The organism is Peribacillus sp. NJ4, from assembly GCF_030348345.1.
Taxonomy (GTDB): Bacteria; Bacillota; Bacilli; order Bacillales; family DSM-1321; genus Peribacillus.
Window position 1 is genome coordinate 3986785 of sequence record NZ_JAUCFQ010000001.1, and the last position, 14069, is coordinate 4000853.

At 40.3% G+C, this 14069-nt stretch carries 11 protein-coding genes; 2 read left to right on the top strand and 9 right to left on the bottom strand.

Annotation, left to right across the window (positions count from 1 at the left end; genetic code table 11):
• The 4 genes from QUF94_RS19825 to QUF94_RS19840 form a co-directional block, all read right to left on the bottom strand.
• Positions 1 to 774 (bottom strand): SDR family oxidoreductase, encoded by a 774-nt coding sequence (locus tag QUF94_RS19825; RefSeq protein ID WP_289317339.1) that lies wholly within the window; start codon positions 772 to 774, stop codon positions 1 to 3.
• Positions 771 to 2000: an acyl-CoA dehydrogenase family protein gene (locus QUF94_RS19830; RefSeq protein ID WP_289317340.1), complete on the bottom strand. Its 1230-nt coding sequence runs from the start codon at positions 1998 to 2000 to the stop codon at positions 771 to 773. The genes QUF94_RS19825 and QUF94_RS19830 overlap by 4 nt, the downstream gene beginning before the upstream one ends.
• A gap of 91 nt (positions 2001 to 2091) precedes the next feature.
• Entirely contained in the window at positions 2092 to 3420 is a 1329-nt protein-coding gene (locus QUF94_RS19835; protein ID WP_289318447.1) for an ATP-binding protein, read from the bottom strand.
• A gap of 202 nt (positions 3421 to 3622) precedes the next feature.
• Positions 3623 to 4975, bottom strand: a complete 1353-nt coding sequence (locus QUF94_RS19840; protein WP_289317341.1) for a TrkH family potassium uptake protein — start codon at positions 4973 to 4975, stop codon at positions 3623 to 3625.
• 240 nt (positions 4976 to 5215) lie between these two features.
• Here QUF94_RS19840 and QUF94_RS19845 point away from each other — a divergent pair, with 240 nt between their 5' ends.
• Positions 5216 to 5407: an alpha/beta-type small acid-soluble spore protein gene (locus tag QUF94_RS19845; protein ID WP_034314196.1), complete on the top strand. Its 192-nt coding sequence runs from the start codon at positions 5216 to 5218 to the stop codon at positions 5405 to 5407.
• Between the two features lie 56 nt (positions 5408 to 5463).
• On the opposite strand, the gene QUF94_RS19850 is transcribed toward QUF94_RS19845, so the two are convergent.
• From QUF94_RS19850 to QUF94_RS19865, 4 genes are all read right to left on the bottom strand, one after another.
• Positions 5464 to 6693 (bottom strand): anti-sigma factor domain-containing protein, encoded by a 1230-nt coding sequence (locus QUF94_RS19850; RefSeq protein WP_289317342.1) that lies wholly within the window; start codon positions 6691 to 6693, stop codon positions 5464 to 5466.
• Positions 6690 to 7433, bottom strand: coding sequence for an RNA polymerase sigma factor SigI (gene sigI / locus QUF94_RS19855; protein ID WP_289317343.1), 744 nt, complete (start codon positions 7431 to 7433; stop codon positions 6690 to 6692). Before sigI ends, QUF94_RS19850 begins: the two co-directional genes overlap by 4 nt.
• 353 nt (positions 7434 to 7786) lie before the next feature.
• Entirely contained in the window at positions 7787 to 8569 is a 783-nt protein-coding gene (locus tag QUF94_RS19860; protein ID WP_289317344.1) for a TerC family protein, read from the bottom strand.
• 259 nt (positions 8570 to 8828) lie between these two features.
• Entirely contained in the window at positions 8829 to 10388 is a 1560-nt protein-coding gene (locus QUF94_RS19865) for an aldehyde dehydrogenase family protein (RefSeq protein ID WP_289317345.1), read from the bottom strand.
• A gap of 875 nt (positions 10389 to 11263) precedes the next feature.
• Here QUF94_RS19865 and QUF94_RS19870 point away from each other — a divergent pair.
• Positions 11264 to 12457, top strand: a complete 1194-nt coding sequence (locus tag QUF94_RS19870; RefSeq protein WP_289317346.1) for an FtsW/RodA/SpoVE family cell cycle protein — start codon at positions 11264 to 11266, stop codon at positions 12455 to 12457.
• Positions 12458 to 12574: 117 nt separating this feature from the next.
• On the opposite strand, the gene nhaC is transcribed toward QUF94_RS19870, so the two are convergent.
• Positions 12575 to 13975 (bottom strand): Na+/H+ antiporter NhaC, encoded by a 1401-nt coding sequence (gene nhaC / locus QUF94_RS19875; RefSeq protein ID WP_289317347.1) that lies wholly within the window; start codon positions 13973 to 13975, stop codon positions 12575 to 12577.
• Positions 13976 to 14069: the final 94 nt, after the last annotated feature.

The window sequence follows — 14069 nt, forward strand, 5'->3', positions numbered from 1 at the left end:
TTACATTGCATGTGAACCCCCATCAACAATCAAGATATTTCCACTCACGTAATCAGATGCCTTTGAGGCCAGGAAAACCGCTGCCCCTTTTAAATCATCATCACTCCCTAACCTTCTTAGCGGAGTGGAATCCAAGATAGGATTCTTTCCTTGCTCGAGAACCCCTTTCGTCATTTTTGTCGGAAAGAATCCTGGTGCGATTGCATTAACATTGATATTATGCTGACCCCACTTAACGGCTAAATCCTTCGTTAAAGTAATGACCGCCCCTTTACTCGTATTATATCCGACCGTATCGAGCACCCTCGGGTCGGTCCCTCCTAATCCGGCGACGGAAGCGATGTTTATGATTTTCCCCTGTCCCTGCTCAATCATGACCCTGCCTACAGTCTGGCTCATGATAAAGGTTCCGGTTACATTGACATTCATCACCTTCTGCCAGGCTTCAAGGGGCATGTCGACGGCCGGAGCCCCCCAGGATGCCCCGCTGTTGTTTACTAAAATGTCTATCGTACCGAATTCCCGGTAAGTTTCGTTAACGACTTCCTGTACATCCGACGGATTGGTGATATCGCACTTGAAGGAAAGCGCCCTGACCCCAAGCTTTTCGATTTGCGAAGCAACTTCGTCGCATGCTTCCTTCTTCCTTGAACAAAGAACGACATTAGCCCCTGCTTCGGCAAAGCCGGTAGCTATTTGTTCTCCCAATCCTCTCCCTCCACCGGTAATGATCGCCGTCTTTCCAGTCAGATCGAATAGGTCGGTAACTTTCATATTTTCACCTCATGCTTTTGTTGGTATTTTCGAAGTTCTATTTTAGCCACTTGTGAACGGTGCACTTCATCCGGGCCATCAGCAAGCCTTAACGTCCGTGCATTTGCCCAATGTGCAGCAAAAGGGAAATCATCGGAAATACCTGCAGCCCCAAATCCTTGAATGACCCTGTCCAGCACTTTCAATGCCATATTTGGTGCCACCACTTTTATCATGGCTATCTCCGCCTTGGCTTCCTTGTTCCCGACTGTATCCATCATATAGGCAGCTTTTAAAGTCAGAAGTCTTGCTTGTTCGATTTCAATCCGTGAATCGGCCACCCATTCCATGATCACACCTTGTCTCGCCAAAGGTTTACCAAAAGCGACACGATTTTGAATACGCTTACATAATTCTTCAAGTGCTCTTTCAGCAGCGCCGATAAGCCTCATGCAGTGATGTATCCTTCCAGGTCCGAGTCTTCCCTGGGCAATCGCAAACCCTTTGCCTTCACCCCATAGTATATTCGATGCCGGAACCCTCACATTTTCAAAATTGATTTCGGCATGGCCATGCGGAGCATGATCATAACCAAACACTGGGAGCATTCTCTCGATTTTCACACCCGGTGTATCCAGCGGTACAAGAATCATTGACTGTTGTTCATGCTTGGACGCTTCAGGATCTGTCTTACCCATAACGATGGCAATCTTGCATCGGGGATCGCCTGCTCCTGACGACCACCATTTCCGGCCGTTTATGACATACTCATTACCTGCCTTTTCAATCCTGCACTCGATATTGGTCGCATCGGAAGACGCCACTTCCGGTTCTGTCATCGAGAAACATGAGCGGATTTCCCCAGCAAGCAACGGTTTCAGCCAGCGTTCTTTATGTTCATCTGAACCGTATCTCACCAACACTTCCATATTACCTGTGTCCGGCGCGTTACAGTTGAAGATTTCAGGTCCTATCATCGACCTCCCCATGATTTCACAAAGCGGTGCATATTCTAGATTTGTTAAACCTGCCCCATAACCGCTATCAGGTAAAAATAAATTCCATAATCCTTCTTCTTTTGCTTTTGCCGTTAATTCAGTTAAAATCGGCGGTATTTCACTCCAGCGGCTCTTCTGTGCTTCGAGCTGCTTTTGGTAAACGGATTCATTTGGATATACGTACTTTTCCATGAATTCCGTTAACTTCTTTTCCAGATTTTTCACCTTTTGAGTATGTTCAAAGTTCAAATTGAATTCCTCCTTTTAAACTGACTAACCGGTTAGTATGTTCTTTCTTTTACAGTATACACACAATTTTCAGATTTTTTCAATAATTAAATCATTTATTTTCATGTCGCTTTAGTCCTTGTATATTTTCATTTCCCCCGTGATCCTTTGGTTGGACTGTAGGAAATACGCATACGATTTTCGTACCTTTTTTTAGTTCACTTGTGATGAAAACTTTTCCTCCATGCTTTTCAATGATTTTAAAACAAACGGAAAGACCCAATCCTGTTCCTGATGATTTCGTCGTGAAAAATGGTTCTCCCACTTTTTGAAGGGAGTTTTCCGGAATACCTTCCCCTTCATCCAAAATGCTTACAAAAACTTCCCCATATTTTTGATATATGCTCACAAAAATATTTCCGCCATCCGGCATCGATTCTATGGAATTTTTTATCATGTTTATTAGTACTTGCTTGATTTGGTTTTCATCAAAGTAAATGAAAATGGGTTCTGTATCATAATTTTTATGAATTTGAATATTGTTCAATACGGCGTTTGTCTCCAACAGGGTTATGACATGATTGCAGCTTTCCTTTAAATCCTTCTCAAGAAAAACCGCCTCGGCAGGTTTCGACAGCAGCAAGAGTTCATTCAGGACTTGCTCGATTCGATTTATTTCCGAAAAAATAATATCATAGTATTCCTGTTTTTCGGCACCGCCATCTTTAATCAATTTTACAAAACCCATTATAGCTGTCATCGGATTCCTGACCTCATGTGCAATCCCTGCCGCCAGTTGGGCGGCCGTTGATAACTTGCTTGATGTGATCGCCAAATGTTCGTTTAGGCTCACGAGCTTCTCTTCCGCATGTTTACGTTCATTAATTTCAGAAATAATGCCTGCCGTCCCTATGAATTTCCCAGCATCATCGTAAATTAGTTTAACGAATGCTTCAACCCAACTTGTCCCCTTTTTCGCATTTAGTTTAATGTCCGCACGAAAATATTTATTTCCCCGATGAAAGGATTCCGCAAAGGCCCTTAATACGTCTTGATAAGAAGTGTTATCCATATATTTAGAAAAGTGAAGCCCTAAAGACTCATTCACGGTTGCACCACTCATCGATTTCCATGCTGGGTTTAAATACAACCATTTTCCTTTATCATCCGTTTGGAAAATAACCTCATTGAAGCTATTGACCAATTCTTTAGAGTACTTGGAGAAAATGCGATAGCGTCCTTCGCTATCTTGCAATAAAGCAATCGTTTTCCGTTTATTATCATAGATAGCACCCAAACACCAAGCTATGGATAAAATGGCGATTAAATAAATTGCTGCAAAGGCGGAAAACCTCCGTTCTTCATGACCCAGCCATCCTAAATAGGGCAATATCAATATAAAAAAAAGGACAGGGACAATGATCCTTCCAATATATTTCATCACTTCTTCCACCTCCTTACCAAAATGATTTAAACTTCATCCGATCGAATTCCAGCAAGTCAGGGGGCAAATTAATCATATACTGTATATAACAATGGTAAAAACCCACTCATAGGTAAATTTCAACATTTTATTCATGATTCCTGCAAACAAGACAAAAAACCTTTCCTCGATGGAAAGGTCACTGTTCAAATTAATTCATTTATCCAATGATGACTCGTTCCTTTGGATAATGGAAATTTTCCGTAACTTCTTTATGGCCTATGATATACAGAAGGGATGTTATCCCGACACGGCCAATGAACATAATGATCATTATGACAATTTTACCGGTATTACTGAGTTCAGGCGTGATTCCCATCGAGAGTCCAACTGAACCAAAAGCCGAACATACTTCAAAAATGATTTGCATCAAAGTAAAATTCTCAGTAATCGATAAAATGAAGACAGCCATTATGCAAAGGAGCGATCCCATGATCATAACTGCAGTTGCCTTTCGAATATCATCGGGATGAATCTCCCGCTTGAACACTTTAATGGAACGCCTTCCCCTCATGAAATTCCATAAAAAGAGAATCATTATTGCCAGGGTCGTTGTCCGGATACCTCCTCCGACTGAGCTAGGGGATGCCCCAATAAACATCAATATGCTCATCAATAAAAGGGTCGGTTCCGAGAAATCACTCACATTCATTGTTGCTAATCCGCCGCTTCGCGTATTAGAAGACATAAATAAAGAGTAAAAGAACGATTCATGCCAGCTTTTATCTTTAAAGAAACCGTTCATTTCCAACAGGTAAATCAGGATCGTTCCCCCAATGATAAGGGAAAAGAAAGTGACTGATGTCAGCTTCGTGAACAAAGAAAAATGAAACTTATAAGTACGGGCACGATTGGACAAAAACTCTTTCAGCTCAATCAAGACAGGAAACCCAATGGCTCCAAGGGTAAGCAGGATAATCGTGATGAACTGTACAAAATAATCGTCTTTAAATGGAATCATTGAAATACCGGTAATATCAAAACCAGCATTCGTGGTGGCACTTACGGCTAAAAATAAGCCATTTAAAAAGGCTTCTTTCCAGTTTGGAAAATAATCCAGAAAGTAAATGCCTAAAACTAGAGCTCCAATCATTTCAATTACGACAAATATCTGAATGATTTGAATCAATAATTTAACAAGCCCCGAAAGATTCGATTGGTTTTGATCTGTCATGATCAATTGTCTTTCCTTCAAGCCGATTTTCTTACCCAAAATCAACCAGAAAAACGTACCAAGTGTCATTATGCCAATACCGCCAAATTGGAGAACAAACATTAGAATGAAATAGCCTACCTCATTATACACTTCGGGCAAACTAACAACTGTTAGGCCTGTTACACTTACTGCACTTACGGCTGTGAATAAAGCATCCATGAATTCAAATTCTACGCCTGGCTTAAGAGCAACCGGCAGACTCAACAGTACGGTCGAGATACTGACGGCCAAAAAATAATAACCGACGATAAGCTGAGCTGGTGTTAACTTTGATAATATTTTTTTGATAGCAAACATAAAGAGTTTCCTTTCTTACTCCTTTATGGTTATGTATGTAGGTGGAACACATAACCATTAATAATCTAGTTTACCCTTTTTTCATTCTTTTTTCCATTCTCTTTTAAAACTGACTTACTTTCAACAAAAAGGTAGGTTTACCAATAAGTTTGATGCCGCTTATATAAGTAAAACTCCTCATTCTACTTATACTATCATTACAGCGGCAAAAGCCGTTGAAAAAGTAAAGGGGAGATTCAAATGGCTAACAGCAGTAACAACCTTCTTGTTCCTGGAATCGAACAAGCATTAGAACAAATCAAATATGAAATTGCATCAGAGTTTGGTGTACAATTAGGTTCGGATACTTCAGCACGTGCCAATGGTTCAGTTGGCGGCGAAATTACGAAACGTCTTGTACAACAGGCACAATCTCAACTTAAAGGTCAATAATTCCTAACACAATTGAATATCCATGGCTAAGAGTCCAGCTGCGTGCTGGACTCTTTTTACTTATTGTGTTCATTCCCATGTCCATTATTACCCTTATCCCTTTTCGACTTATTCCAATCTTGCTTACCTTGTTTTACTTGCTTTACTTGTTTTACTTGTTTTACTTGTTTTACTTGTTTATTTTTTTTTTCATACTTTATTGGATCGTCATTATTCTTTTCTTTGACCAATGGAACTCTTTTCTTATCGAACTTTTTAACATACTTTTCATTTTTCTGCTTGTCCTTTGATTGGTTGCTTTGATTGCGATCAGATTTTATTTTTGGCTCCCCGCTTTTTTCCTTGAAGCCATTTACCTCATTCCGTTTTCCATTTTCAGCCTTACTATCGGTTTGTTCCTTATTTTGGGCTGGTTGTGTTCCCAGGTTTTTCCGTTCAGTTGGTTTGACTTCGTTTGACGGCTTTTGTTTTATTGCATTTGCATTGTTCTCTATTTCCTTTTCTTCATCTGATTTGTTTCCTGTATTCAGCGTTTCGCTCTTCACTTTCGGAATATCAACCTTTTCCTCGACTTTTTTATCTGGTGCAGGTTCCCTCATATTGACTTTTACCTTTTCTTTATCTTCATTCAACTTCTTTTCGACATACTTACCTGTGGATATGCCTTGTTCCCTTGCTTGGTCACGATCGCTTTTTGTTGCCTGAATCACTTTCATCTTTGTTTTAGTAACATTATCCTGCTCAGCTATTTCTTTTATCTCTTCTTTTAAATTCCTATCCAGTTTTTTATTCTTATCCAATAATGTTGTGGAAACGACTATTTGTTTATTTCCTTTCAAATAACCGAGTTGCTTCGTGGTTTCAACGATTCGGACTGTAACAGTCTTAATATCCTTGCCTTTCCAATCCTTCAGCTGGCCAATCACAAGCTTGCCGTCTTCATTTAAGCCAGTAAGTTTGAGAACTTCTAAATGATCGTCAAGCTCCAATTCAATGCTTGGATTCACATCTATTGTCATATATGCAGACACAGGCCCAGAGAAATAGGATGGAAGAATCGAAAATAGAATCAGGAAGGTGGAAGCAATGCTTAGCACGGCCTTTTTCTTGAAAGATGAATGAAAATTGGAAAAGGCTAAAGTAAACTTTTGTTTAGCAGGTGAAAAGGTGATTTCCTCACCCACTTCATATGCCCGTTCCTGCCTTTTGGCTTTTAGAAATTCACCCTCGGGGGTCAATAGGGTTACAAATCGCTTATTTACTGAAAGAATAACTCCTTTTTTCATCCATTGATAGCCCCTTTTATATAATCATTCAAGTACAAAAAATCTCCGTTTATTATGATTGCAACAGCAATGATGTACTTTCTGTTCCGTTCAATCGTTTTTCTGCTTACATCCACTTTTCCTTCGAGCTGCTTTACTGGCAGCCGCTTTTTTGCAAACAGGATTTCTTTCAGTTCGTCATCTTCCATTAACAATTTAGCGATCATGATGGCTCCCTTCCTTGCATCCGCATGTTTTGGAGAGTTTTCAACTAAATCCTCAAATGACAGACCAAAATCCTGTAGATGGCTTATATAAAGGTGAATTTCTTCTTTTCTTCTTTCCGATTCCTTTTGCTTCTCGTATTCATTGATGGAATTTTCATTATCGATATATATATGGCTTTGATCATTATCATCATTCAAAGTCAAATCCAATAGTACTTCTTTTCGCTTCGACTGGCTTCTTAAATAATCAATAACCCTTCGTCTAACGAGGGTTTCGGCAAATGCCAATAAAGAACGGCCTTTTTCCGGGGAATATTTATCGATTGCCTCATTAAAAGCAATCATTCCAATACTAAATTCATCATCTGATTCGTATATGTAACGTCTGCAAACCGATGATACTGTCTTCGCAATAAAAGGTTTGAACGACTCTATAGTATCATTACGAAGGCTTATATCGCCTTCTTGAATTTTCAATACTGTTTCTTCTAAAGAACGCTTTTTTTTGAATGCTGTAAACAACACACCAAGCATTTGCTCACCTCGCTCCTGTTGAACATAAAATACGCATCAACATACTTATCTTAAGCGGAGGGAGTCTAAAAGACAGTACCAAAAGAACTATTTTTGCGATATAAATGAAATCACATAATATATCAACATGATAAAATACTTAGTTTTTTCTCGTTTATTACAGTGCAATTACAGTAAAATTTCTTTTTACGGATTTTTCTGCAATCCAATGGGACAATTGTCATTTTTCTAACCGGAATTTAATATTCACATCTTTTAACATATCATTCGTAAAACTTACCTGCTCTTTTGAGGGTCACTCCATAAATACATTAAAAAGCAAAAAAAATAGGCGTGACAAGCACGCCAGTTTTTTAAGCTTCCTGTATTTTTTTCTCTTCTTTCGCTTTTTTTTCTTTTTTGCTTGAAATGATCCATGCACCTGCCGCAATTCCAATCAATACGGTCCAAAAAATCGATTTCCAAAGAGTTGATTCAGGGAAATGATGATCGATGACAGCCAGTGAAGGGTGCGCGAGTGTGTGTACCGCCAATTTCACTCCAACCCAACCCACAATCAAAAATGCTGCCGTTTCGAGTGAAGGACGCTGATGAAGTAACTTCACGAATGCATTTGCTGCAAATCGCATAATGATCAAACCAATCATACCGCCGAGGAACATGACAGCGAATTGCCCTCCGTCAATACCGCCGACTTTCATCCAGCCTGTTGCAGGAAGTGTAACAGCCAGTGCTACGGCAGCCAACATGGAATCGATTGCGAAAGCTATATCAGCCGCTTCAACCTTTACCACGGTCATCCAGAAGCCAGATTGCTTTTTAGGCTTCGTGATTTCCTTCTCACCTTTAACAGCGTATTTTTTGTAAATGTTCTGAAAAGCAATGAAAAGTAAATAAATCGCACCGATTGCTTGAATTTGCCACACGTCGACAAGAAAGGAAATAAGGAATAAACTTGCAAAGCGGAAAACAAAAGCTCCCATCAGACCATAAAACAAGGCTTTTCGCTGTTGTTCTTTTGGTAAATGCTTAACCATGACAGCCATGACGACTGCATTATCCGCAGCAAGTATCCCTTCCAATCCAACCAAGATAAGAAGGACCCAGCCATATTCCAATAATATTGATGCTTCCATTCATTCAACCTCCAATAGTTTGTATTCCCTCCCTATCGGCATTGGCAAAATAAAAAGACCTCTGCCATATAGGCAAAGGTCTTGCTGAACATGAAAACATGTCAACAAAGCCGATGAATGTTTCCATTCACGTAATGACGACTTTGTTTTAGGGCGAACCCTAACGCTACTCCCCTTTGAAAAGGAAAATCAGTTATTAAGTATATTGATAGTATACGCGCTCGTTATGAAAATAACAATCTTTTTTTATTATTGGACCTCATTTTCGTTTCCCTTTGGTTAATTTAATCAATTGCAAATATTCTTTGCCAAAACGAATCCAGTTCGTTCTTGCAGAAAAGTAGTTCTGAAACAGCGATAAAAAACTCGTGTATTTCCCCTCATATGGATACCATTGGATTTCTGAATTCTTTTTACCTTTATCGACCATGATCGCTTTTTCATGACAGAAAATCTTCAATCCATGCTCGCCATGATAGCGGCCAATGCCACTTTGTTTGGCACCGCCAAATGGTAAATGATGATTAGCAACAGTAATTAGCACATCATTGATCGTCACCGCTCCTGTTACTAACTGTGACGCAATCCGGCTTGCTTTTTCCCTGTCCATCGTCCAAATGCTCGAATTAAGTCCATATTCACTTTCATTTGCTAGGGCGATCACTTCCTCCTCCGTGTCGAAAGGCATAACGGGCAACACGGGTCCGAACGTTTCTTCTTTCATGATTTTCATGGAATGATCGACATTGGACAGAATCGTCGGCGGAATGAAATGGGTCTGTCCCCTTTTCCACTCTTTCGGAGGTGTTCCTGTTTCAATTATCGCCCCCTTAGTCAGTGCGTCCTCCAGGTGTCCAGCCACAACATCAACCTGTGCCGGGAAAGTCATTGAACCGATATCATCCTTTAATTGCATCCCCTGCCTCATGGACTTCGTTTTTTCTTTAAGAAGCATTAGGAATTCCTTATAAACAGTACGTTCTACATAAACCCTTTCAACACTCATGCAAACCTGCCCGCTGTTCGTAAAAGCCCCCCAAAGAGCCCCGTTCACTGCCCGTTCCAGGTTAGCATCACGTAAAACGATCATCGGATCCTTCCCGCCAAGCTCCAGAGTCGTTGGGATCAGTTGTCTTGCTGCCACCTCACCAATCATTTTTCCGGTCCTTACAGACCCAGTAAAAAATATATAATCCGGTTTTCGCTCAGTCAACTCTGCACCCAATTCTTTTCCCCCATGGGCAAATTGTATCGTTCCCTCTGGGAAACCAGCTTCAAGAAACAGATTTTCGATGCAAACCCCAACTAAAGGAGTTACTTCTGATGGCTTGGCGATGACTGTATTCCCCGCTGCTAGAGCATTAAGAATGGGGACCATCGAGAGCTGAAGCGGATAATTCCATGGTGAAATGACGAGAATCGTTCCCCGGGGCATATAATGGACATATGATTTTTTACCAATTAACATGAGTGGAGTGGTGACCTTCTGTCCGGAAAGAGTTTTCACTGCATGTTTCTCGATATGCTTGATTGCATCAATCGTTGGCATGATGTCAGCAACCAGCGCTTCAATTTTCACTTTTCCCGTATCTTTTGAAATGACTTCCGCTATTTCATCCATTTTTTCAACCATCAATAAACGAAGACGTTTTAAATGGTGCAGCCGTTCCTTGATGGGAAGATTCGACCATGCTTTGAACGCATGTCTTGATTTCTTATATATATGAGGTATCGACGTCAATGGCGTTGGATCGATTTCCGCAATCTTCTCACCTGTTGCCGGAGAAAACACTTCCCACTTGTCATGTATTTTTCCCATAACTACTCCCCTTGCTTTTACCTTATTTTTATATGGTATTCATAATCATTTTTATACTTTGAATACGACCGACATAGCCGAAATCCCTTCCCTGAAATCAGGACATACCATTCCAGAAGTAAATCCTTTTGGGCTGCAGTCTTGTCAAAACGCCCATTTAAAGTGCAATAATCAAGGGCTTCTTTTTCCACTCCTAAATAGGCCCATAATAAGAGCACATTGCTTAGTACCATTTGTATATGTACTTTTGGTCTTTTCTTATACAGATTCATCAACGAAAAGTTCATAAATTGCACTAGCCGTACAGAAGTTGAATCAGTTAAATGATAAGTTTTCCCTGCACCCTCTTTATATAATGCCAGACACAAAGTAGCCTGTATAATATTATTGATTGGAACCAGGTTCACAATATGGAAAAAGGGAGGAAGCTTAGGCTATCAATAAAATTAAGGATGAAATGGGGACCATCGAATTTAATCGTTTCCCCTGTTTGGCTCTTAACACTCCCGAGATTATTGTGATAGAATCCCTTCTGCTTTAAAAAGTAGTTATGCTCCATGTAATCCATCCCTCTCACCATTGAATAGTAATCTTCTCGGCATAATAGCACTGTCGAAAATGAAATATATAGTAAAAATTTTCATTATTAAAAGGAGTATTCACGTTAGCTATCGAAGGTAATGTATAGGAATCCGAAATCTCTGTAAGCAAGAGAGGAAATTTAGAAGTCAAGTTAATGGTTTTTGTGTTTAGTATTGGTATTTTGAGGATAAATTCATATTATCGAATAAAAATTATTATCTATATAACCGATTTTCCGTTACTATATAAGAAGGCGATTTTTTCGCGCATACATATTTGAGGTGAGCGCACAAGTGAAAAGAATAATTAAAGCATACGACTTCCCTATTTTCATCGCTGTCGTATTACTCTGTTTGTTTGGTTTAGTCATGATTTACAGTTCGAGCATGATTACTGCTGTTGCTCGATACGGCCAGCCCATGGATTTCTTCTTTGAGAAACAAAAAACAGCCTTTCTCATTTCATTCCTGGCAATGATCGTAACGATGATTCTTCCTTATAAGATGTACAAAAACAAAATGTTCTTGATGTTTATGATGTTTGGAATGGCCGGTATCCTTTTGCTGCTCTTTATTTTCGGCCATACAGCAGGAAATGCCACAAGTTGGTTTAAGGTAGGGACAAAATCGATCCAGCCCGCAGAATTTTCCAAGTTAGCCATGATCATTTACCTGGCAGCCATTTACGGAAAAAGACAAGATCGAATCAATAGTATTGATAAAGCCGTCATCCCCCCGATTTTCTTTCTGGTATTCATCTGTTTTTTAATCGGAATACAACCTGACTATGGAACGGCAGCAGTCATTTTCCTGATTTCAAGTACCATGATCATTTCATCCGGGATGTCTTTTAAGAGTATTTTCAAACTCTCTTTAATTACAGCGATATTCGTTGCCATATTTGCATTAGGAGTACTCGTGACTGGAAATTTCTCTTCCGTTCTCTCTGAAAATAAGGTGTCTCGTTTTACGGGATTTGCAGATCCTTTTGGAACAGCAGGAGAAAGCGGGTATCAACTCGTGAATTCATTATTCGCGATAGGATCCGGTGGCCTTACTGGTGTCGGACTTGGTGACAGTGTACAAAAATACGGGTACCTGCCTGAATCACATACAGATTTCATCATGTCTGTCATTGCAGAAGAGCTTGGGATATTCGGAGTGGGATTCGTTCTATTGACACTTGGTTTTATCGTCCTTAGGGGATATGTACTTTCAGCAAAATGCAAAGATCCATTTGGAAGTCTTTTATTGATTGGCATCTCATCCATGATTGGCATTCAAGTTGGCATCAACGTCGGCGGAGTGACTGGACTTATCCCTATTACGGGGATCACCCTTCCATTCATCAGTTATGGAGGATCTTCCTTACTGCTGCTCATGCTTTCTATGGGCATATTCCAAAATGTCGTAATGCGAATGAATTTACTTGAACAGAAAGAAAAGGTCGTGACCATCCCAAAGGATGAGATCGCTTCTTCAAAATAAACGATCCAAATCCTTTACCCCTGACGTTTTTCATGTCAGGGGTTTTTAGTCATACCCGTCTCTCCATAATGGTTAGGTTATAAAAAAACAGGCAGTCGAAACCGACCGCCTGTTTTTTCATTTATAATGGATACCTATTTTCGTAAAGCCTGCAATCAAACTAAGCAAAGGACAAAGTAAGCAAAAGAATGCAAATGGGGCATATTCAAGGGTTGAAACACCCAATACCTGTGTCAAGAATACACCGCAGACACCCCAAGGAACCAGAGGATTCACAACTGTTCCCGCATCTTCAAGTACCCTCCCAAGCGTTTTTGGCTGCAAGCCTAAATCTTCATATTTCTGCTGAAAGGCTTTCCCAGGCAATATAACTGACAAATACTGTTCCCCGACTAGGAAATTCACGCTGATTCCTGCAAAAACGGTAGCTGAAATCACTTTCGCTACACTCGTCAATGAATCCTGGACCGCATTTAAAATAGAAGGGATGACCCCCAACTCGAACAATAATCCGCCCATCGCCAATGCCAACATCACCATCGAAACGGAGAACATCATACTTTCAATGCCGCCCCGCGATAGGATTGAGTCAAGTTGATCCATTCCACTCTTAAGTACAAAGCCGCCGTATAAAATATCTGCTAGTTTTGCAACCGACAAACTTGGCGTTTGTATGAAAGCAACGACTGCCGCCGAAATGATTCCTGCTGACAATGTCGGAATGGCTGACACCTTTTTCAAAGCCATGACTAGAACGATGACAAACGGAATCAAACTCCATATGCTAATGTTCGTTTCCATTTCCAAGGCTTTGGTCATGGCTTCAATCTCATCAACACGTGCCAGTTTGACATTCGGTGAAAGGAAGTAAAAAATGATAAGTGATATTAAAAAACCTGGAATCGTTGTCCACAACATATTATTAATATGTTCAAATAATGGTACTCCAACTGTTCCCGAAGCAAGGTTGGTCGAGTCGGATAATGGAGACATTTTATCCCCAAGAAATGCACCGGAAATGATTGCACCGGCTGTAATCGCCAACGATAAATCCATCGCCGCCGCCATACCTATGAAAGCAACGCCGATCGTGGCTGATGTTGTAAGTGAACTCCCGATACAGAGTCCAATTAGCGAACACACCAGAAATGTGACCGCATAGAAATATTCACCAGAAATCCAGTCAAACCCATAGTACATGATGGTAGGGATTGTCCCGCTTGCCATCCAGATCGAAATTAGCATTCCAATGAAAAAGAATATATAGATGGCTCCCATACCTGAAACTGCACCTTTGACTATAGCCGCTTCCATAATCGTAAATGGCAGCTTCTTTATCGTTCCATAAACAAATAGAAATAGGATGGCCGCTAATATTGGAATATGGGGGGCAAGTCCATAATGTATGATACCAGTTGCAATAATTAAGAATAGAATTGCCAAAACCCCGATTGCTTCAGGTAAGGAGAGTTTTAGCTTTGCATCTTCTAGACGCATGATGTATTTCCCCGCTTTCATGTTGTATATTCTGTGAGGTAAGGATCGGACCTTTCCACTCCTCGTAATTACTGAAACGCTTTTAAGCACTAAAGTACTAGCTAAATATATAGGA